This is a genomic window from Metallumcola ferriviriculae, from assembly GCF_035573695.1.
GTDB lineage: Bacteria > Bacillota > JADQBR01 > JADQBR01 > JADQBR01 > Metallumcola > Metallumcola ferriviriculae.
This window is the reverse complement of sequence record NZ_CP121694.1, coordinates 286,438-308,030: the sequence shown is the minus strand read 5'-3', so window position 1 is coordinate 308,030 and position 21,593 is coordinate 286,438. Positions and strand designations below refer to the sequence as shown.

The 21,593-nt window shown below is 41.9% G+C and carries 19 protein-coding genes, 6 tRNA genes, 1 rRNA gene, 1 other RNA gene and 2 other annotated features; of the genes, 26 read left to right on the top strand and 1 reads right to left on the bottom strand.

The window, feature by feature from the left end; all coding sequences use genetic code 11:
• The first annotated feature begins 38 nt into the window (after window positions 1–38).
• The 17 genes from gyrA (at window position 39) to recR (ending at window position 13,322) form a co-directional block, all read left to right on the top strand.
• Window positions 39–2,480: a DNA gyrase subunit A gene (gyrA, locus tag MFMK1_RS01620; RefSeq protein ID WP_366923430.1), complete on the top strand. Its 2,442-nt coding sequence runs from the start codon at window positions 39–41 to the stop codon at window positions 2,478–2,480.
• 161 nt (window positions 2,481–2,641) lie between these two features.
• A complete protein-coding gene (pdxS, locus tag MFMK1_RS01615; protein WP_366923429.1) occupies window positions 2,642–3,526 on the top strand; it encodes a pyridoxal 5'-phosphate synthase lyase subunit PdxS in 885 nt (294 codons plus the stop codon).
• A gap of 35 nt (window positions 3,527–3,561) precedes the next feature.
• On the top strand, window positions 3,562–4,137 hold the full coding sequence (gene pdxT / locus MFMK1_RS01610) for a pyridoxal 5'-phosphate synthase glutaminase subunit PdxT (protein ID WP_366923428.1): 576 nt from the start codon (window positions 3,562–3,564) through the stop codon (window positions 4,135–4,137).
• A gap of 93 nt (window positions 4,138–4,230) precedes the next feature.
• Window positions 4,231–5,304, top strand: a complete 1,074-nt coding sequence (locus MFMK1_RS01605) for a glycoside hydrolase family 15 protein (RefSeq protein ID WP_366923427.1) — start codon at window positions 4,231–4,233, stop codon at window positions 5,302–5,304.
• 129 nt (window positions 5,305–5,433) lie between these two features.
• Window positions 5,434–5,659: a binding site (T-box leader), on the top strand.
• 208 nt (window positions 5,660–5,867) lie between these two features.
• The gene (serA, locus tag MFMK1_RS01600; protein ID WP_366923426.1) at window positions 5,868–7,445 is read left to right on the top strand and encodes a phosphoglycerate dehydrogenase; all 1,578 of its coding nucleotides are present in this window, start codon (window positions 5,868–5,870) and stop codon (window positions 7,443–7,445) included.
• Between the two features lie 53 nt (window positions 7,446–7,498).
• Window positions 7,499–7,712: a binding site (T-box leader), on the top strand.
• 39 nt (window positions 7,713–7,751) lie between these two features.
• Window positions 7,752–9,017, top strand: a complete 1,266-nt coding sequence (gene serS / locus MFMK1_RS01595; RefSeq protein ID WP_366923425.1) for a serine--tRNA ligase — start codon at window positions 7,752–7,754, stop codon at window positions 9,015–9,017.
• 87 nt (window positions 9,018–9,104) lie between these two features.
• A tRNA-Ser gene (locus MFMK1_RS01590) sits at window positions 9,105–9,193 on the top strand.
• 97 nt (window positions 9,194–9,290) lie between these two features.
• A tRNA-Ser gene (locus MFMK1_RS01585) sits at window positions 9,291–9,385 on the top strand.
• A 4-nt stretch (window positions 9,386–9,389) separates the two neighbouring features.
• Window positions 9,390–9,466 (top strand) — tRNA-Arg (locus MFMK1_RS01580).
• Window positions 9,467–9,492: 26 nt separating this feature from the next.
• Window positions 9,493–9,569: transfer RNA gene (locus MFMK1_RS01575), tRNA-Arg, on the top strand.
• Window positions 9,570–9,595: 26 nt separating this feature from the next.
• Window positions 9,596–10,054 (top strand): tRNA adenosine(34) deaminase TadA, encoded by a 459-nt coding sequence (tadA, locus tag MFMK1_RS01570; protein ID WP_366923424.1) that lies wholly within the window; start codon window positions 9,596–9,598, stop codon window positions 10,052–10,054.
• A gap of 12 nt (window positions 10,055–10,066) precedes the next feature.
• Window positions 10,067–10,162 (top strand) — tRNA-Ser (locus MFMK1_RS01565).
• A gap of 111 nt (window positions 10,163–10,273) precedes the next feature.
• Window positions 10,274–10,363, top strand: a tRNA-Ser gene (locus MFMK1_RS01560).
• A gap of 29 nt (window positions 10,364–10,392) precedes the next feature.
• Window positions 10,393–10,659: signal recognition particle sRNA large type (ffs, locus tag MFMK1_RS01555), an RNA gene on the top strand.
• A 150-nt stretch (window positions 10,660–10,809) separates the two neighbouring features.
• Window positions 10,810–12,363, top strand: coding sequence for a DNA polymerase III subunit gamma/tau (dnaX, locus tag MFMK1_RS01550; RefSeq protein WP_366923423.1), 1,554 nt, complete (start codon window positions 10,810–10,812; stop codon window positions 12,361–12,363).
• 12 nt (window positions 12,364–12,375) lie between these two features.
• Window positions 12,376–12,693: a YbaB/EbfC family nucleoid-associated protein gene (locus MFMK1_RS01545; protein WP_366923422.1), complete on the top strand. Its 318-nt coding sequence runs from the start codon at window positions 12,376–12,378 to the stop codon at window positions 12,691–12,693.
• Between the two features lie 20 nt (window positions 12,694–12,713).
• Window positions 12,714–13,322, top strand: coding sequence for a recombination mediator RecR (gene recR / locus MFMK1_RS01540; protein ID WP_366923421.1), 609 nt, complete (start codon window positions 12,714–12,716; stop codon window positions 13,320–13,322).
• A 188-nt stretch (window positions 13,323–13,510) separates the two neighbouring features.
• Here the strand turns inward: recR and MFMK1_RS01535 are convergent, their stop codons facing one another.
• The gene (locus MFMK1_RS01535) at window positions 13,511–14,722 is read right to left on the bottom strand and encodes a transposase (protein ID WP_366922865.1); all 1,212 of its coding nucleotides are present in this window, start codon (window positions 14,720–14,722) and stop codon (window positions 13,511–13,513) included.
• A gap of 246 nt (window positions 14,723–14,968) precedes the next feature.
• Between MFMK1_RS01535 and MFMK1_RS01530 the strand changes: the two genes are divergently transcribed.
• From MFMK1_RS01530 to MFMK1_RS01490, 9 genes are all read left to right on the top strand, one after another.
• A complete protein-coding gene (locus MFMK1_RS01530; RefSeq protein ID WP_366923420.1) occupies window positions 14,969–15,217 on the top strand; it encodes a DUF2508 family protein in 249 nt (82 codons plus the stop codon).
• 12 nt (window positions 15,218–15,229) lie between these two features.
• Window positions 15,230–15,505: a pro-sigmaK processing inhibitor BofA family protein gene (locus MFMK1_RS01525; RefSeq protein WP_366923419.1), complete on the top strand. Its 276-nt coding sequence runs from the start codon at window positions 15,230–15,232 to the stop codon at window positions 15,503–15,505.
• A gap of 107 nt (window positions 15,506–15,612) precedes the next feature.
• Window positions 15,613–16,293, top strand: a complete 681-nt coding sequence (locus MFMK1_RS01520) for a P-loop NTPase family protein (RefSeq protein ID WP_366923418.1) — start codon at window positions 15,613–15,615, stop codon at window positions 16,291–16,293.
• Between the two features lie 56 nt (window positions 16,294–16,349).
• Window positions 16,350–17,435, top strand: coding sequence for a transketolase C-terminal domain-containing protein (locus MFMK1_RS01515; protein ID WP_366923417.1), 1,086 nt, complete (start codon window positions 16,350–16,352; stop codon window positions 17,433–17,435).
• 29 nt (window positions 17,436–17,464) lie between these two features.
• Window positions 17,465–18,217, top strand: coding sequence for a thiamine pyrophosphate-dependent enzyme (locus MFMK1_RS01510; RefSeq protein ID WP_366923416.1), 753 nt, complete (start codon window positions 17,465–17,467; stop codon window positions 18,215–18,217).
• Window positions 18,218–18,220: 3 nt separating this feature from the next.
• Window positions 18,221–18,787, top strand: coding sequence for a 2-oxoacid:ferredoxin oxidoreductase subunit gamma family protein (locus MFMK1_RS01505; protein WP_366923415.1), 567 nt, complete (start codon window positions 18,221–18,223; stop codon window positions 18,785–18,787).
• Between the two features lie 17 nt (window positions 18,788–18,804).
• Window positions 18,805–19,071: a 4Fe-4S dicluster domain-containing protein gene (locus tag MFMK1_RS01500; protein WP_366923414.1), complete on the top strand. Its 267-nt coding sequence runs from the start codon at window positions 18,805–18,807 to the stop codon at window positions 19,069–19,071.
• A 308-nt stretch (window positions 19,072–19,379) separates the two neighbouring features.
• Window positions 19,380–19,502: a hypothetical protein gene (locus MFMK1_RS01495; protein WP_366922618.1), complete on the top strand. Its 123-nt coding sequence runs from the start codon at window positions 19,380–19,382 to the stop codon at window positions 19,500–19,502.
• A 185-nt stretch (window positions 19,503–19,687) separates the two neighbouring features.
• Window positions 19,688–21,403, top strand: a 16S ribosomal RNA gene (locus tag MFMK1_RS01490).
• The last annotated feature ends 190 nt before the right edge of the window (window positions 21,404–21,593 follow it).

Below are 21,593 nucleotides of genomic sequence, written 5' to 3'. Positions count from 1 at the left end.
TTTTTAAAGAATGCAGTTAATTTTAGGAGGTACCACTTATGAATGAATATACTCACGGTAAAATTGTACCGATAAATATTGAAGAGGAAATGAAAAATTCCTACCTTGATTATGCCATGAGTGTAATAGTCGGTAGAGCTTTGCCAGATGTCAGGGATGGGTTAAAACCTGTCCATCGCCGGATTCTTTATGCTATGTATGATTCAGGAATTACGCCTGATAAACCTCATAAAAAGTCTGCTAGGGTTGTTGGGGATGTTATGGCCCGTTATCATCCTCATGGTGATTCTGCCATCTATGACACTATGGTTCGGATGGCCCAAGATTTTTCTACTCGTTATCAATTGATAGACGGTCATGGTAACTTTGGTTCTGTAGATGGTGATGCCGCTGCAGCTATGCGTTATACTGAGGCTCGCATGTCTAAGATTGCTATGGAATTATTGAAAGATATAGACAAAGATACAGTAAACTTTGCACCAAATTATGACGAAACAATGGAAGAACCGGTTGTTCTACCTTCAAAGTATCCAAATTTGTTAGTAAATGGGTCTTCTGGAATTGCAGTAGGTATGTCTACAAATATTCCTCCTCATAATCTTAGAGAGGTTATTGATTCATTGGTTATGATGATTGAAAATCCAGACATTACAGCTCAGGAGTTAATGATGGTTGTGAAAGGACCGGATTTTCCTACCGGCGGCATAATTATGGGGCGAAAAGGAATTAAGTCGGCTTATACCACCGGTAGGGGTATTATTAAAATTAGAGCAAAAACTCTAATTGAAAAAATGGCTAATGGAAAAATGAGGATTATGGTTTCTGAATTACCCTATCAGGTTAATAAAGCGAGATTAGTTGAGAAAATTGCTGGGTTAGTTAGAGATAAAAAAATTGAAGGTATTACAGATTTGAGAGATGAGTCAGACCGTACTGGGATGCGTGTCATTATTGAATTGCGTAAAGATATAAATCCCAATATAATGCTTAATCAACTATACAAACATACTCAACTTCAGGAGACTTTCGGTATAATCATGCTTGCCTTAGTAGATGGGCAACCAAAGGTTTTAAACCTACGGGAAGTTCTTTTTCATTATTTAGAACATCAAAAAGAAATAATCATTCGTAGAACCAAGTACCTATTGAAGAAGGCTGAAGCCAGAGCACATATTGTAGAAGGCTTAAAGATTGCATTAAATAAACTAGACGAAGTGATAAATACTATTAAAACATCTGATAATCCGGACATTGCGAAGAAAGCTCTAATGAGTAAGTTCGACTTTAGTGAAAAACAAGCTCAAGCAATTTTGGATATGCGTTTGCAGCGATTAACTGGACTTGAAAGAGAAAAAATAGAAGAAGAATATAAAGAATTAATTAAAAAGATTGCTTATTATACAGAAATACTTAATAATCCTAGACTAGTAATGAGTTTGATCAAAGAAGAATTAGAGCAAATAAAACAAAAATATGCTGATAAAAGAAGAACTCAGTTTGATGCTGAAGAAGATTCCTTAGATGTAGAAGATTTAATTGCCGAGGAAGATATAGTTATTACCATGACACATCGTGGTTATATCAAAAGATTACCGGTTACGACTTATCGTAGTCAAAGAAGGGGAGGCCGCGGTATTTCCGGTATTACAACCCGTGATGAGGATTTTGTTGAACGATTATTTATTACTACTACCCATCATCATTTGTTATTCTTTACTAACCAAGGTAAAGTGTATCGCCTGAAGGGTCACGAAATTCCGGAAGCCAGCAGACAGGCAAAAGGAACTGCATTGATTAATCTACTCTATCTTAATAAAGATGAATGGGTTAGTGCAGTAATTCCAGTTAAAGATTTTCAAGCAAATCATTACCTGCTTATGGCTACCAAACATGGGCTTGTTAAAAAAACTTTATTAGAAGAATATGATTCAATTCGTCGGGATGGACTGATTGCTTTAAATTTAGTGGACGACGATGAGTTAATTGGGGTTAGGATGACAACAGGCAAAGAGGATATACTCTTAGGTACTAAGGAAGGAATGTCCATTCGATTTAATGAAGAAGAAGTTCGTAGTACTGGTCGCGCTACGAGAGGTGTTAAGGGTATTAATTTATCCGGCGATGATCAGGTAGTAGGTATGGAAATTGTCAAAGAAGATGCTGACGTGATGGTAATTACTGAAAAGGGGTTCGGTAAACGAACTGATATTAAAGAATATCGTGTTCAGTCCCGAGGTGGAAAAGGACTATTAGCCTATCGACGCAGTGAACGCAACGGCAGACTGGCTACTATCAAGTTGGTTACAGTGGGAGAAGAGTTGATGATGATTAATACCGATGGTGTAGTTATACGTATTGCAGTGGAAGGAGTATCAAAATTAAGCAGAACTACGCAAGGGGTAACCTTGATGAGGTTAGATGAAGGCGATAAAATCGTTTCTGTAGCTAAAGTAGTGATAAAAGAAACAAAAGATGACTGATAAGTTCCCCTTTGGAATATCTCCAAAAGGAAAGGTTTTCCATCTGGTTTATATTTGTTGTTTTAGTTAAAATGTAGTACAATGGTTTAAAAATTTAAGTTGGAATTACTTATATTAGTCGACAATCACCAAAATGTAATATACATAAGGAGGAGTTAATATTGTCTAAAAAGGGCACATGGAAAGTTAAAAAAGGATTAGCGGAGATGTTAAAAGGTGGAGTGATTATGGATGTTACTACGCCAGAACAAGCAAAAATCGCGGAAAAAGCCGGTGCTTGTGCTGTTATGGCGCTGGAAAGAGTACCCGCAGATATTCGCGCTGCGGGAGGCGTGGCTCGGATGGCAGACCCCACAGTGATCCTGCGTATTATGGACGTGGCTACTATTCCGGTAATGGCTAAAGCTCGTATTGGTCATTTTGTAGAAGCACAAATACTTGAAGAATTGGGAGCAGATTATATAGATGAAAGTGAGGTACTCACCCCGGCAGATGAAGATTTCCATATAGATAAAAGTCAATTTAAGGTTCCATTTGTATGCGGCTGCAGAAACCTCGGTGAGGCTTTACGCAGAATTGGAGAAGGATCAGCAATGATCCGTACCAAGGGAGAACCGGGCACCGGAAATGTGGTAGAAGCAGTTAGGCATATGCGTAAAGTCATGTCTGAGATTCGGCGTGTTCAAGGTATGCCAAAAGATGAATTAATGGCTACAGCTAAAGAAATGAATGCACCTTATGAACTACTGTTACAAGTTAAAGAATTAGGCAGAATGCCTGTTGTTAACTTTGCGGCAGGAGGCATTGCTTCCCCGGCAGATGCGGCTTTAATGATGCAGCTAGGTTGTGACGGTGTTTTCGTTGGTTCCGGTATATTTAAGTCAAATGATCCGGCAGCCAGGGCAGAAGCTATTGTAGCAGCAACAACACATTATAACGAACCAAAAGTTCTAGCAGAGGTATCTCGCGGTTTAGGTGAGGCTATGCCCGGCTTAGAAATATCCTCAATTCAACCTAACGAAAGAATGCAGGAGCGCGGTTGGTAAAACGGGTATTTCGATGGAAAGGAAGAGTAACGTAAATGAGAATAGGCGTCTTAGCAATGCAAGGAGCATTTCGTGAACACAAATGGGCAATTGAAAGATTGGGAGAGGAAGCCGTAGAAGTGCGCCTTCCGCACCATTTGAAAGATGTTGATGGAATAATAATTCCAGGTGGAGAAAGTACGACTATTGGGAAGCTGCTTAATCGCTATAAATTAATGGAACCTATTAAGGAATTAGCCGCTAAGGGAATCCCTATAATGGGAACTTGTGCGGGCATGATTTTACTTGCCAAGGATATTATTGGTTCTGAACAACCACGTTTGGGATTTATGGATATATCGGTAGTGCGCAATGGTTTTGGTCGCCAGGTAGAGAGTTTCGAAGTGGATTTAGACATAAATGCGATTGGTAGAGTTCCCTTTCATGCTGTTTTTATTCGAGCACCATATGTTAAGAATATGGAACCGCAGGTTGGCATTTTGGCTCAGGTGGAGGAAAAAGTTGTCATGGCTAGACAAGGGAATTTTTTAGCTTGTGCTTTTCACCCAGAGCTTACAGAAGATGATCGTGTTCATAGTTATTTTTTGAAAATGGTAAAGGAAAATTTGTAAGAAAAAACATCAGTGACCCTGTACATTATTTTAATGTGCGGGGTTTAATTTTTTAACAGGATTAAGGGAAAGATTTTAAAGGAGGGAATTTTGATGATTGATGCTGAGATTAGCAAAAAAGTTCTTTTAACACATCAAGATAAATCAGGAGCGTTTCCAGCAGCGCCAAATTTTCCGCCTTATCAATACTGCTGGCTCAGGGATGGTTCGTTTATTGCCTATGCTCTGATATTGGCCGGCGAAGAGAAAGCAGCAGCAGATTTCTTTAATTGGACAGGTATGGTAGTGAAGCGTTATCAGGACAAGGTGTTTAAAAGTATTTCTTTGTATAACCAAGGAGTAAAATTACATCCGGACCAACTGCTACACACTCGTTTTACAATGGACGGATATGAAGGGACAGAACCCTGGGGGAATTTTCAGTTAGATGGGTACGGCACTTATCTCTGGGCGTTAGGTCAGTTTCGGAAAAAATACGTAAATTCTCCATATTTAGAAGATAGCGAATGGGCAGTTAAAGTGGTAATTGAATATCTAATCCGCTTTTGGCATACCAGCTGCTTAGATTGTTGGGAAGAGTGTGAAGGAGTACATGCAGTGACTTTGGCAGCTTTGTACGGAGGCCTGAAATCACAAACTGAGCAGGGATTTTTAAATAAAATTCAGAAAAAAAACATTGAAGCTATACTTGATTTAATTTTAAAAGAGATAGAACATAGCTACATTGATAATGGGCATTTTGTAAAAGATAGATGGAACAAAACAATTGACTCTAGTTTAATATGGCTGGCTTTACCTTTTGAGGTTGTAACCTTGGACAATCGGGTGATGAGACACACCATAGAGGAAATTGAAAGAAGTTTATTATTTAAAGGCGGGATAAAACGTTATATTAGTGATGAATATTACGGAGGTGGTGCGTGGCTGCCTCTGACCGCTTGGCTAGGTTGGTACTATGCTCGTATAGGTAAACTTAGCAAAGCGAAGGTTTATCAAGAATGGATTGAGGGACATTCCAGGGAACAGAACTTACCTGAACAGGTGACTGATACTGATTGCCCTGAATGCCAAAGCTGGGTTAAAAAATGGGGGCCTGTGGCAGAACCTCTTTTATGGTCGCACGCTATGCACATTATTCTTGATCATGAAATGAAAAAACTAAATTAATGCTTGAATTTTTCTTTAGTCTAAGGTATTATATCTATTAATATTTCTTGTACATGTCAGAAATTATAATTTTTGACTCATAAGTGTGACTAAGCCAACAAGTTGGCAAGCCTTTCTAATTAAATAAGCACAAATACGATGACGAGGAGAAGTAATTGTCCCAACGGTTCTCAGAGAGTTGGTGTTGGCTGTGAACCAACCCGTTAAGGCAATGAAAGGCACCTCGGAGTGACAGGCAATAAAAATAGCTTCTGCTATTAAACCTGTCCGGTTCATGGCCGTTAACATGCGTACGAGCGGGTCGAATTTTATTTGGCCAATAAGGGTGGTACCGCGGGAAACTCTCGTCCCTCCATTTCGGAAGGGGTGAGAGTTTTTTAGTTATAAAGGTACCTGTGATTACTGTCCCGTATAGGCCATCTGGGATATGTACAACCTATGGAAATAAATGACGCAGTGGTTCTTTAGAACTGTTAAAGTAAGGAATTTTAAATTAAAGGGATAGATTTTGTTAAGATGATGTCGTCGCAGTATAAAAGGTATTTAAGAGAGGAGAGTTTAGTATGAGAGTATTGATTAGTGATCCGATTGCAGACAAAGGTGTGGCTATGCTAGAAGAGGCGGGTTTCCACGTTGATGTAAGAACAAAGAAATCAGAGGAAGAAATATGCGGCTTCATTGATGAATATCATGCCATGATTGTACGTAGTCAAACAAAGGTGACTCGTAATATTATTGAAAAAGCGCGTAACTTAAAAATTATTGGTAGAGCGGGTGTGGGAATTGATAACATAGATGTAGATGCAGCTACGGAAAAGGGAATTGTGGTGGTTAATGCGCCGGAAGGGAATACGATAGCCGCTACAGAACATACTCTAGCGATGATGTTGGCCTTTGCTCGGAACATACCCAAAGCTAATGAATTGCTCAAACAAGGCCTCTGGGAACGCAAGAAGTTTACCGGCGTTGAGCTTAGAAATAAGGTATTGGGAATCATCGGTTTAGGAAAAATCGGCAGCGGCGTGGCTAGTAGGGCCCGGGCCTTTGAAATGAATGTGCTGGCGTATGACCCATATATTTCCGAGGAGCGGGCAAAACAAATGGGTGTGGAACTATCTGATTTTAATGGTGTGATTGAAAATGCTGATTTTCTAACCATTCATCTTCCTCTGACCGAAGAAACTTATCATTTGATTGGTGGGGAACAGATTAAAAAAATGAAGCCTGGGGTTAAAATTGTTAATGTCGCCCGGGGTGGTATTATTGACGAACAGGCATTGTACGAGGCGCTAAAGGAAGGAAAAATAGCCGGAGCAGCGGTAGATGTTTTTGAAAACGAACCAGAAACCAAAAGCCCTTTATTTGATTTAGAAAATGTAGTAGTAACGCCTCATTTGGGTGCGTCCACAGAAGAAGCACAACTTAATGTAGCAATTGATGTAGTGGAGGAAATAATTCAGGCATTAAAAGGGGAATTAGTAAAGAATGCGGTTAACATACCGTCTATTAAACCAGAGTTACAGCATATTTTAAATCCTTATCGTGAGCTAGTAGAAAAGTTGGGAAAACTTATTTCCCAATTAGTAGATAGCCATATCAAAAAAGTGGAGATTAAGTATAATGGTGATATTGCCCAATATAATGTGACATCGTTAACCAACACATTTTTAAAAGGCTTATTGCGGCCAATTTTAAAGGACGCTGTTAATTATGTGAATGCACCGCTGATAGCGCAGAGCAGAGGAATTTCCGTATCGGAAAATAAATCTGTTGAATTGGATGATTATGCAAATCTGATTACTGTCAGTGTAGAGACTGAGAAATGTACCAAAACAATCAGCGGGTCACTTTTTGGTAAACACGACGCCCGGATTGTACGCATAGACGGATTTACAGTTGATGCTGTGCCCCAGGGCCATATGCTGGTCGTTCCTCATATTGATAAACCCAAAATTATTGGCCCGGTGGGGCATCTTATCGGTCAGCATGATATAAATATTGCCGGTATGCAGGTTGGTAGAAAAAATATTGGCGGCAGGGCCGTAATGTTTTTAAACGTAGATTCCGAGGTGCCTGTTAAGACAATAAAAGAACTTGCAAAAATAGACGGAGTGTTAGACGTTAAATATGTTCGTTTGTAAAGGATTTGCTTAGGAAGGTTATCTGTTATATAATCATTGTAACAATTTTACAAACTAAAGTGATGATGGAGAATAGTAGGCTATGCTGGAATTTCAGAGAATCGTTGGCTGGTGTGAAACGATATTCTTTGCTGGTCGAATCCCCTCCGGAGTGAACTGCCGAATTTAGTAGGCGTTCCGGTAATTTGCCGTTATGATGTTTAAGTGAACTACAGTATTATCTGTGGTTAAACAGGGTGGCAACGCGGGAAAACTCTCGTCCCTTTACAGGGATGGGGGTTTATTTTTATTAAGGGGTGATTAACTATGTTGGATTTAAAATTTGTACGTTCTAATCCTGATGCGGTCAATGCGGGATTAAGTAAAAGAGGAGCAAAGTTATCACTAGATAAGTTTTTGCTGTTAGATGAAAAAAGACGGTCATTGCTCGGCGAGGTGGAAGAGTTAAAACACAATAGAAATAAGGTATCAGAGGAGATTGGGCGAAGAAAAAAAGCCGGGGACGACGCAGAAGAAATGATTGTGCAAATGCGGCAGGTGTCAGAACGCATCAAGGCAATTGACGAAGCTGTTAAAGAGACCGAGGAAAAACTGCAAAACGAATTGCTATCGATACCTAATATTCCCCATCAGTCGGTTCCGTCGGGTGTCAGTGAAGATGATAATGAAGAAATACGTGTCTGGGGAAAAATAAGGGAATTTACATTTATACCCAAGGCTCATTGGGATATAGGGGAAGCTTTAGATATTATTGATTTTGAGAGAGGAACTAAAGTTTCCGGAGCCAGGTTTACCTTTTTGAAAGGAATGGGTGCGAGATTAGAGAGAGCGTTGATTAATCTAATGTTGGATACCCATACTAAAGAACATGGTTATATTGAAATTTTCCCACCGTTTATTGTAAATCGTGACTCCATGGTGGGAACGGGACAACTGCCAAAATTTGCGGAAGATATGTTCAAATTGGAAAATAAAGAGCAGTACTTAATTCCTACTGCTGAAGTCCCAGTGACTAATCTTTATCGAGAAGAAATAATTGATGAGGAAAAACTGCCCATTTATCATACGGCATATAGTGGTTGTTTTCGGGCGGAAGCTGGTGCTCACGGAAGAGATACCAGGGGATTAATTAGACAACATCAGTTTAATAAAGTAGAATTAGTCAAGTTTAGCAAACCTGAAAATTCTTATGAAGAATTGGAAAGGCTGTTAAATAATGCAGAAACAATTTTACAAAAGCTGAATTTACCTTATCGAGTGGTAAATCTTTGTGGCGGAGACCTGGGTTTTTCAGCTGCAAAAACTTATGACATAGAAGTATGGCTACCTAGTTATGATACTTATCGGGAGATATCCTCTTGCAGTAATTTTGAAGACTTTCAAGCCAGGCGAGCAGATATAAAATACAGACCGGCAAAGGGTAAGTCGCAATATATACACACTTTAAACGGATCTGGTTTAGCTGTCGGCAGAACGCTCGCTGCTATTGTAGAGAATTATCAACAGGAAGATGGAACAGTATCAGTACCTGAGGCGTTACAGCCTTATATGGGTATAGATAAAATTGGCTAAAAGCAAACATTCATCCAGATTGACAAATAAAAAATGCATATGTTATACTCTTATTTAGTCTGTCGCTACTTTTCGGCAGGCTTTTGCGGAGGGGTGTCCGAGCGGTTTAAGGAGCTGGTCTTGAAAACCAGTGACTCCTCCGGGAGCCGTGGGTTCGAATCCCACCCCCTCCGCCAGCTAATTTTACCAAAACAAAGAAATTGATTTTTTCAAATGAGTATAGTATAATAACAATTGCGCTTTGGCGCACTGAAGATAAAAACCATCTAATTTGGAGAGGTGGCCGAGTTGGCTGAAGGCGGTCGCCTGCTAAGCGATTGTACGGGTAAAGACCTGTACCGAGGGTTCGAATCCCTCCCTCTCCGCCATTATGCGCCCGTAGCTCAATCGGATAGAGTAACTGACTACGAATCAGGAGGTTGGAGGTTCGAGTCCTCCCGGGCGCGCCATTACTATTTTAATATTTTTTCAAGATGTGCCCGTAGCTCAGGCGGATAGAGCAGTGGTTTCCTAAACCGCGTGTCGGGGGTTCGAGTCCTCCCGGGCGCACCATATGGCAGACCTTGGTTGGTGACATTATGGATCATCACCACTTTTTTATGGGCGAGGCATTAAATGAGGCTCAAAAAGCCTATAGTAAAGGTGAAGTGCCCATAGGTGCAGTGGTAGTTAGAGATAACAAGGTTATTTCCATGGCACATAATCTAAGAGAAACTAATAAGGACCCTACTGCTCATGCTGAAGTTTTGGCTTTGAAGCAAGCTGCAGAGGTGCTGGGTGGGTGGCGTTTGGCTGATACTAGTATTTATGTAACACTAGAACCATGTCCCATGTGTGCAGGAGCATTGGTAATGGCCAGAATTAGTTGTTTGATTTACGGTGCTCAAGATACAAAGGCCGGAGCTGTAGAGTCTTTAATGAATATTGTCCAATTTCCTGCACTTAACCATCAGTTAGATGTAATAGCTGGTGTCAGAAAGAGGGAGTGCAGCGATATCTTGAAGCAGTTCTTCCGTGAATTAAGGGAGAAAAAATAGGTGGCACACTGCGGAGAGATGGCTGAGTCCGGCTGAAGGCGCTCGACTCGAAATCGAGTAGGCGGGGTAAGACTTGCCTCGTGGGTTCGAATCCCACTCTCTCCGCCAACAAAAGTTATTGGTGGACAGAGATAAAATAGGATATTTAGGTTTCAAGCGGTAAGATGCAGGATACCATTAATTTATTTTGCTGGCATAATGCCTCTTGCTTCTTGATACGGAGAGGTGGCCGAGTTTGGCTTATGGCGCACGCCTGGAAAGCGTGTAGGTGTAACAGCCTCGCTGGTTCGAATCCAGTCCTCTCCGCCATTTTTCATTTTTAAAGACTAAAAATTTGGCCGTGCTAGATGGGGAGGTAGCGGTGCCCTGTTACCCGCAATCCGCTATAGCGGGATTGAATTCCCATTTACGGGTTTTGCTTTGTGGGGTCTGCCTCTTGTAAGTGGTGTTGAAAACCGGGTCCTACGCAACGGAAACTTGCCAATCCCGTCAGGTCCGGAAGGAAGCAGCGGTAAGTAAGTATTTTCGTGTGCCGTAGGGGAGCCTGGTTGGAGCTAACTGCAAGGGTTACGCCCGGAAGGTAATTCCCAAGGATGGGTGCACGGCCATAAAGTTTTAATATACCCCGCAGCAATGCGGGGTTTTGTTTTATACCGTGCTGGAAACAGGCATCCTAAACTAGTTGAAAGCATTTGAGTAAAAAATAAAGGAAATATTTTGACCATAGCGAAAAAATATTTAGAGGTGGTCTGGGTATGGATTACAAAGCTTTATACCGGCAGTGGCGCCCCCAGTCTTTTAGTGATGTGGTGGGCCAAGAACACATTACAAAAACTTTAACAAATGCTATTATCAGTAATCGGATTGCCCATGCGTACCTTTTTTGCGGTCCAAGGGGGACAGGTAAGACCAGTACTGCTAAAATAATTGGTAAAAGCGTAAACTGTACCGAGCGCAATGCTGCGGAGCCTTGCAATAGTTGTCAATCATGTGTTCGTATCAATAATGGGTCATCCATGGATGTACAGGAAATAGATGCCGCATCTAACAGGGGTATAGAGGAAATTCGGGATTTACGGGAAAAAGTGAAATATGCGCCTTCCGAGGGAACATATAAGGTTTATATTATTGATGAGGTCCACATGTTGACCACGGAGGCATTTAATGCTTTACTAAAAACTTTAGAAGAACCACCGGCGCATGTTATTTTCATATTGGCAACCACTGAACCTCATAAAATACCGGCAACAATTCTTTCTCGCTGTCAGCGCTTCGATTTTCGGCGTATTGGCAGCACTGCTATCGAAGGCAGGCTATTGCAGGTTGTTGATTCTTTAGACATAAAAATTGAAGAGAAAGCTTTAACCCTGCTCGCCAAGGCTGCTAATGGCGGTTTAAGGGACGCATTATCGACATTGGATCAGTGTACTTCATATGCAGTTAATAAAATTACAGTCAAAGAAGTTACAGATGTATTAGGGACGGTAACTCAAGATGTAGTAGTGGAGATTACTCAGTTAATACTAGACAAAAATGTAACTTCTTTATTACAGCTTTTAGGCAAAATATTGGATGAAGGTAAGGACCCTCAGATTTTATTGCAGGATTTATTAGAACACTTACGAAATATCTTATTGGTACAGGTGTGCAAAGACCCTGCGTTACTTATAGCATTGCCGGACGAAATAATAGACCGCATACGCAAACAATCCCAGGGATTACATAGGGTTTACTTGGATTTCGCTATTGATATACTAACTAACGCTGAAAATTCCATGAAATGGAGTGGCAACCCTCGATTAATGTTAGAATTGGCAATGTTAAAGGTAGTAAATTTTCGACCTGATTTAAATATTGAAATATTGTCAGACCGAATTGCTGCCCTAGAAAACAAAAGTACGCTTGCCCCTGGGGTGCCCAGTACTCATAGAAAGGTTACTGATGCTGAACCTAATCAAACTTCGTCCGTTAGTAGCAAAGGGATTAAGGACCAGTGGCAAAAGATTATCAAAGCGGTCAAGAAGGTTAACATTTCTACTTATGCATTTTTGGTTGAGGCAGAAGTTCTGGATTTAAAACAAGGGGTGTTGACTCTAGGTTACTCGCCAGAATACAGTTTTCATAGGGAAAGACTTGGGCAAAAGGAACACCGGTCATTGGTGGAAGAAATGTTGAAGACTATATTTGGACAAAATATACGGGTAGAGTGCCAAATGAAAGAGAATGTCAAAAATGATGCTCAAGAGGATGTGTTAAAAAAGGCACAACAGATTTTTGGGCATGATAAGATAGAAGAAGAAAACAACTAAGGAGGAATTTTTATGGGATTTGGAAATATGGGAAAGATGATGAAACAAGCACAGGCCATGCAAAAAAAGATGGCTAAGCTTCAGGAAGAGATGGCAGAGAAAGAGGTTACTGCCAGCACCGGCGGTGGAGCGGTGACAGTTACCGTTAACGGTAAGCAGGAAGTTTTAAGTGTTAAAATTGAGAAAGATGTTGTGGACCCCGAGGATGTGGAAATGCTGCAGGACCTGGTATTGTCTGCTGTTAATGAAGCGATGAATAAGGCGCAAGAAATGATGTCAGAAGAAATGAACAAAATTACCGGGGGCATGAACATACCCGGGCTAGTATAATGTACTGAGGAGAAATTTTAATGATGCATCATGCCCAGTCAATTGCAAGATTAATTACAGAATTGGGTAAACTCCCCGGCGTGGGACCCAAAACTGCCCAACGTTTGACATATCATTTATTGAATTCACCTAGGGAAAATTCCCTTGCCTTATCCAAGGCTATCCGTGAAGCGGTGGATAAAGTGACCTATTGCTCCGTATGTAGTAATTTTACTGACATAGATCCATGCTTTATATGCAGGGATGAAAAAAGAGACAAAAGTATTATTTGCGTGGTAGAAGAACCGGGTGATATCGTGGCGATAGAAAAAACCAGGGAGTATAAGGGACATTATCACGTGCTACAGGGGATTATTTCCCCTATTGATGGGATAGGACCCGAACAACTTAAGGTCAAAGAACTGTTAGCCCGAATAACGCACCAGCCTAAAGACAACTTAGAGGTAATTATAGCTCTAGGGTCATCTGTAGAAGGAGAGGCTACTTCTATGTACTTGGCAAAAATTTTAAGACCCTTGGGGATAAAAGTAACTCGCATAGCTCACGGCCTCCCGGTGGGTGGTGCTTTGGAATATGCTGATGAAGTGACATTAGCAAAGGCATTCGAAGGACGAATAGAACTTTTTTAAATTAATTGAACCCAAAGAGGGTTCTTTTTTTATACCAGGCAAATTATTAATTGAGGAAATTGCATAATTAACTTTTTGCAACTTCTCAAAAATAGTTCAAAAAATGCAATAAATACTAAACCCACTTTTAATCTGTGGATAACTAAAATATTTTCTTTTTTAAAGTACTGAATTATCCACAGGTAGTGCTAAGCAACTTTTAGTTTGCTTTGGCCTGAGTTTGCTGCTATTGTCCCAGCAACTAAAGCAATTGAGTTTAAGAGGCAGTGGGTTAGAGCTTTTTTAATCCCTTTAGCCCTGATATTTCCTAGATTGAGATATTCTTTAAGTCTACTGTTACATCGTTCAACTGCTGTTCTTTGATTGTAGATGCTTTGCCATTTTTCTGTACCTCTGAACGGATAGCTATAAAACCTGGGTTCCTTTTTATAGTTGACCTTTCTAACATAACCGTAGTTAGAGTTGGAACACCAGTTAGATCCGTGGACACAATCGACTTTCCCGCATACATGAGGACATCTTAGTTTGATATAGTCACCATCTGTACCCCAGTAAACCATCTTATAGCCTGCGGAACAAATGGGTTGCAAATCATTATCTAACCCTTCGGGGGCGCTTTTGCTTCCTCGTGGATTATAAGCTATAACTGGTTTAGCCTGATAGTCATTTACTATAGCATCATAGATGTAATTAAAGTCATATCCAGAGTCCATGGCATAGTATCGGGGTTTAAAGAGGTCTCCAAAACTCTCAAATAATTTTTCAATCAGCGGCAAGGCAACAGTTCCGTCATATACGTTTGCCGGAGTAACGGATATTTCTAGTGGCAGCTCACTTTTGGTATCACTCAGGATATGAAGTTTCCAGCCAAACCATTTTACTTGATTGCCGTTTGTATCTCGCTTGGCGCCCCAGTTAGGCGTTAAACCGTTATCCGTAAGTTTACTATGAGGTTTAGGGCTCTCAAAAGCATCCATTTTGGTTGAATCAATGGCTACAGTTTCACCGTCGATAATATTCAGTTCCTTTGCGCGGATAACTAATTTATGAAATAGCTTTTGCAGATCCTCACTTTCTGAAATCTTAGTTAGAAACCGGCTGAATGTGGCCTCTGAAGGTACCTGGCCACATACTTCAAAACAGCAGCAGTAACGAAAAACAGGGTCTTGCTTTAACCTTTGCACTAAAGCTTTAACAGTTCTTATTTGCTCTAGCTGCGCAGCAATTAAAGCATATAGCATTGGTGTTGGGTCATAGCCTTTGGGACCAAACCTACTTCTCTTAAAGGCTATTTCAAAATCACTTAGGTCAATTTGTGACAAAACCAATTCCAACTTTGTTTGGGGCTGAAGATTTAAAATTTCTTCAAAGGATAATAAGCATTCTTGGCGAATATACATTAGTGATTTCACCTACCTTGTGGATAATTTTGGTTTGGTCACTAAAGATATTCAACAAGGATGGGGTGAAATCTTTTTTATTGCACGAATTTTTACTGATATACCAATGGTTTAGAGTTATGAAATTTACTCAATTATAATCGCTTTATTTTTTAATTAAGACTAGTTTTTCAATAAAGAAAGTAAAGTTTTACCATCTGCGAGCATATAGATGTGGAAAATGGTATTTTTGACAGGTGGTAACCTATGAAATTGGTAAAAAAAATTATTGAAACGATAACCGGTGAAAATCTACCTCTAAATCCACCCCAAGGGCAAATTACCAAGGAACAGATTCTTGACCAGGCTAAGCGGGAGTGGGAGGCGGCTCAGAATATCTTTAATGAAGCAACAGAGAAAGATTTAGTAGACTATGCTATTTTTGAAATGCAAGCAACAGAACGGCGCTATATGCATCTATTAAAAAAGAATGCTGAAGAAAGTGAAAGGAATTAAGGAGGTAAAAAAATGGATATTCAATTCTTATTTATGATAGCTGTAGTCGCAATAGTTTTGCTAGTGATCTTTTTTATCTTTTATTTCTTGGCCAAGCCTTTAAGGTGGTTATTTAAATTACTTTACAATTCTTTAATCGGTCTATTATTACTTTGGATATTGAATACCGCCGGCCAGATAATTGATTTTCAAGTCCCTATCAATCTTTTAACTGTGGTAATAGTTGGATTTTTAGGAATACCGGGGTTAATTGTAGTGGTGCTATTTAAACTAATGCTAGGTTCTTAAAAAATATCGGACTATATTAACTAGACTATTTGCGAAAGTGGGGATAACCCACTTTTTTCTTTTATTTTTAGTAAATAAACATAAAATTCTAGTTTTCGAAAAAACTAATGCAAGAGGTGGGGACAATTAACAAACGGGTACTGGAAGCATACATCGGGGAATACGCCAGCGGCAAAAGTGAAATGGCCATTAATCGTGCAGTGGAACTAAAGCAATCTGGTAAGAATGTTACTCTAGTAGACCTCGATTTGGTCGAACCCTTTTATACCCTTCGCCCTATTAAATTGGAACTGGAGAGCCTAGGGATTGATGTAATTGCATGGGAGACTCGAGAAACAATGGGGCTTGGTGAAGCAGGGTCAATCCTGAAACCGGAAATGCGCTGGGCGTTAAGAAGAGAGACGGATGTTATTTTGGATATCGGTTATGGAGTCGAAGGAGCTAGAACTTTAAATCTTGTAGAGGGGGCACGGGAAGAGAGCCTAAAATTATTTGCCGTAATAAATATTTCTCGCCCTATGACTGCATCGGTGGAGGATATTGTGGAATATGTGCTTTCGTTAGGTACTGTTCACGGATTGATTAACAATACTCATTTAGGCGACGAAACAGATTGGGAGGTAATTGAAGAGGGTGCGAAAATTTTGCGCCAAGTTTCCAAAGAAATTGGTATTTCAGTGATTTTCACTGCTGTAGACAAAAAGCTGAAGACGACGGGTAAAAACAAAGATAGCTGCGGCAACCCCATAAAGTATATTCATAGATATATGCCCCGTTCATTTTGGTAAAGGGGTGATATATCCACAGAATGTGGTAAAAAACCCTAGGAGGTGTTCTTAAACATATGGCAGGAAAGCCGATTGAAGGAGAAAAAAGAGCTTTTATGACTGGTAATGAGGTGGTGGCATGGGCGGCAGTGGCAGCTGATGTGGACATTATGTACGGCTATCCCATTACACCGCAAAATGAGATTATGCACTACTGGACCCGTATGGCACCAAAGTACGGCAGAGAGTTTTTGCAAACCGAAGATGAAATATCAGCTGGGTTTACAACTATCGGTGGCGTATTAGCAGGAAGAAGATCTTTTACAGCTACAGCGGGTCCCGGTAATACTTTGATGCAGGAAGCTATGTCTATGGCGGAAATGATGCGTATTCCTATCGTTCAGGTAGTAACCCAAAGAGGGGGCCCATCTACCGCAACCGTTATTTATTCTCAGCAGGAAGTGACTATGACCTGCTTTGGCGGTAATGGAGAGGGGGCACGAATAGTTTACTCCACATCTACTCATCAAGAACTGTTTGATTATACTATCAAAGCTTTCAATATTGCGTGGAAATATCGTTTCCCTACCTTTGTTTTGGGTGATGGTTATCAATCAAAAATGCGTGAATCACTTACCATTTATGATCCCGAGTCCAGAGGAATAAAAATGGTGCCCACTGAACCATATATGGGAAATGAAGGCTTGCCAGGGACAGACAGAGACCCTCATCATCTCCGTAATACATATAATACGGAAGATGAACTATATGGTGTTGTGACGGACATTATGAAAAATTGGGAAAAAGTTGCTCCAGAAGTTGCTGAATACCAAGAATATGATGTTGAGGGTGCCGATGTATTAATAGTAGCACACGGTGTGGTAACAAGGGCTGTACAAGGAGCACTAAAACAGTTAAAAGAGGAAGGTAAGAATGTTGGTCATTTCAGGCCGATAACATTACGTCCAATTGCAGAAGACCAGTTGCGTAAGCGTGCTGAAAAAGCTAAGGTTGTATTGGTCGTAGAATCATCTTATGGGCAGTTAAAAAAACTTATAACTGATGCAATATACGGCTTGAGTACACCAATTAAGACTTTTCTTAAGCCGGGCGAAGGCATAACTGCTGAAGAGGTCGTGGAAGAAGTAAACAAACTGCTTTAAATATAAAAGTAGCGGAAGGAGGTAATTTTATGTCAGTAGCACCACAAATGCCAAAGTGCTGGCGTCTAGAAACCAAGGTCCACAAATTTTGCCCCGGCTGCGGTCACGGGTTGGTGTTGAAAGCATTGGGAGAAGCGATAGACGAGTTGGACATCCAGGGTAAGACCGTTTTTGGTTGTGATATAGGTTGCTCGCTGTTGGCGTGGGATTTTTTTAATATTGATTCGGTACAAACACATCATGGTCGGACTACACCGGTTATTACAGGAGTCAAACGAGCTAACCCTGAATTAATAGGCATAGCATACATGGGGGATGGCGGTGGTTATGCCATCGGATCTCAGCATCTGGTAAACGCAGCAAGCCGAAACGAAAAAATTACAGTTGTCTTGGTAAATAATACAAATTATGGTATGACAGGCGGCCAGATGGCCCCTACGACTCTTCCTGGCCAAAAAACAGAAACCAGTCCCTATGGAAGAGATGTTGACTCAACGGGTAATCCTACTCAGGGGCCGGAAATGGTTGCTGCCATTACCCCTGAAAGCGCGTATGTGGCCCGGGGCACGGTATCTAATGTGAGGCAGTTGAAGAAATTTTTAAAGCGGGCGTTAGAAAACCAGATAAGCGGTAACGGCTTTTCCTTTGTAGAAGCGTTATCCGGTTGTCCTACCAACTGGCGAACTAATGCTGCAGAAACGTGGAAATTTATTGAGGAAGCGATGCCGCAGTACTTTAAAATTGGTGAACTTAAGGTACCTGGCGATAAGAAGGAGGGTTAGGCAATGGCTAAAGGTGCAAAGATAGCTCTCGCAGGAGAAGGTGGCCAGGGAGTTCAATCAGTAGCAATGATTATTACTGAAGCAGCATACGAGGATGGCCGTGAGGCCCTATACATTCCTAACTTTGGAGTGGAGCAGCGTGGCGGCGTTTCTGTGGCTTATGTCCAGATTTCTGACGAACCCATTGGTTCACCAAAATTTAAGACAGCGGATATAGTGGTAGCACTGAGTGACCGAGCGGTAAGGCGTACTCAAAAATATGTAGGTGAAAAGACTGTTTTTGTTTATGATGCTGACATTGATGGGGTGGAAGACGACTTGCCTAAAAATGCTGCCAAGGTCTTGGGTATACCGGCAATCCGTGTGGCAAAAGATGAATTGCACCCCCGCGTGTTTAACATCATTATTATGGGAGCAGTTATTGGTGCTACAGGAGTTGTTAATTTAGAAAAGGCTAAAGAAGCCATTGAAAAGAAGTTGGGCTATAAATTTGAAAAGGACCCGAAATTGCGGGATTTAAATTATACGGCGATTGAACGGGGAATAGAGTTGGTTAAGGAAAAATTATAACCGAAGGAGGTAACGGGATGAGCAGTCCTTGGAAACCTGAAACGCACGAAAACGGTACGGGTATCTTTCATTTGTTCCCCAATCTTTGCAAGGGTTGTGGGTTATGCGTAGAGAAATGCCCCGTAGATACGATTGGCTGGTCAAAAAAGTTAGGCGTATATGGCACACCTTCGGTGGAACCCGGTCATGGCGAAAAAGATTGTATTGCTTGTGGTATATGCGAACTGGTATGCCCAGATTGTGCCATATTGATACAAAAAATGCCAAAAAAGAAAGAAGCTTAGCCAAGAAGGCCGGCCGTTCTTATTCGGTCGGCCTTTTAAATGGATAGGCAGCACGCACATTTTTACGGCACCAGGCTAATAGATATGTCTCCTGAACTGTAAAGCCAGTGCCAAAAAATGATTGACAGTGGACAAGTAATATGATATATTCTATATCGCCGCATCGATAGTAATTGAAGGAAATATCAGTTGCAGTTCGGCATAGGATGTGGTAATATACTTTTGTCGCTCGATGCAGCAGTAAGTCGAAAGAAGACGAGGCAAAAACTACCAGTTGTAAAGTAAGGCGAGAGATGATAGGATAGATTTTGTCGCTTTTAGAGGCGGCGGAAGAAGCGGAGAGACGAGGTAGAAAATACCAGTTGAAACGCGGGAAGAAATATGATAAGATAGTATTTGTCGCCGAAAGCGGCGGCGAGAGAGGTCTTTGAAAACTGAACAGCGGAAAGAAAGTTTTAAAGCCTAAATTTTAAAGCAGCGGCAACCAAGCGTGATAAGCGTTTGAAGTACCGAGGCAAAAGATTTAAGCGGACCCTTTTTGTAAGAAAATAAAGCAAAGAGGAGCCGGAGAGAACTTCAAGTTAAGATAATTAAGCTCAAATGAGCTTAAGATAATTAACAGGAGAGTTTGATCCTGGCTCAGGACGAACGCTGGCGGCGTGCTTAACACATGCAAGTCGAACGGTTCTAACCGTAAAGACACTTCGGTAGACTTACGGGGACGGATAGTGGCGGACGGGTGAGTAACGCGTGGGCAATCTGCCCTTTAGACCGGGATAACAGGTGGAAACAGCTGCTAATACCGGATACATTCAAGATATCGCATGATATTTTGAGTAAAGGAGGCCTTAGTGCTCCCGCTAAAGGATGAGCCCGCGTTCCATTAGCTAGTTGGCAGGGTAACGGCCTACCAAGGCGACGATGGATAGCCGGCCTGAGAGGGTGAACGGCCACACTGGGACTGAGACACGGCCCAGACTCCTACGGGAGGCAGCAGTGGGGAATATTGCGCAATGGGGGAAACCCTGACGCAGCAACGCCGCGTGAGCGACGAAGGCCTTCGGGTCGTAAAGCTCTGTCATTGGGGAAGAAGTCTTGCACGTCAATAGCGTGTAAGGTGACGGTACCCGAGGAGGAAGCCCCGGCTAACTACGTGCCAGCAGCCGCGGTAACACGTAGGGGGCAAGCGTTGTCCGGAATTACTGGGCGTAAAGGGCGTGTAGGCGGCCGATCAAGTCTAGTGTGAAATACCTGGGCTCAACCCAGGATTGGCACTGGAAACTGGTTGGCTTGAGGGCAGGAGAGGCAAGTGGAATTCCTAGTGTAGCGGTGAAATGCGTAGATATTAGGAGGAACACCAGTGGCGAAGGCGACTTGCTGGCCTGACCCTGACGCTGAGGCGCGAAAGCGTGGGGAGCGAACAGGATTAGATACCCTGGTAGTCCACGCCGTAAACGATGGGTACTAGGTGTTGGAGGTATCGACCCCTTCAGTGCCGCAGCTAACGCATTAAGTACCCCGCCTGGGGAGTACGGTCGCAAGACTGAAACTCAAAGGAATTGACGGGGGCCCGCACAAGCGGTGGAGCATGTGGTTTAATTCGACGCAACGCGAAGAACCTTACCAGGGCTTGACATCCTCCGCTATCCCTAGAGATAGGGAGTTCCCTTCGGGGACGGAGAGACAGGTGGTGCATGGTTGTCGTCAGCTCGTGTCGTGAGATGTTGGGTTAAGTCCCGCAACGAGCGCAACCCCTGTACTTAGTTGCCATCATTAAGTTGGGCACTCTAAGTAGACTGCCGGTGACAAACCGGAGGAAGGTGGGGATGACGTCAAATCATCATGCCCCTTATGTCCTGGGCTACACACGTGCTACAATGGACTGTACAGAGGGTAGCGAAGCCGCGAGGTGGAGCCAATCCCAAAAAGCAGTTCTTAGTTCGGATTGCAGGCTGAAACTCGCCTGCATGAAGTCGGAATCGCTAGTAATCGCAGGTCAGCATACTGCGGTGAATACGTTCCCGGGCCTTGTACACACCGCCCGTCACACCACGAAAGCTGGCAACACCCGAAGTCGGTGACCTAACCTTCTCGAAGTTGGAAGTTCGAAGTGAGAAGTGCGAGTTCAAGCTGGTCTTGAGGGTCAAGGATAAAGAAAAGAAAAAAGCAAGAGAAGACCCAAGAGACCCTAAAGGAAGACAGGAGAAATCGCACCTCGAAAGTCGGACCTCGAACTTCGAGAAGGATGGAGCCGCCGAAGGTGGGGCTAGTGATTGGGGTGAAGTCGTAACAAGGTAGCCGTATCGGAAGGTGCGGCTGGATCACCTCCTTTCTAAGGAGAAAAGAAATACTCCTAGGTCGATTTAGGCTTTAAGAGAGAAAATCCGCTGTTTAGTTTTGAAGGACTTCTTGAATTAAGAGTCAAGAAGTTTCTTTTAACAAAGGGAAGAAAAGTTCTTTGAAAACTGCACAGTAAAGGAAAAGAAACAATTCATTGAGTAAGAATTGAGTTGTTTTAGGAT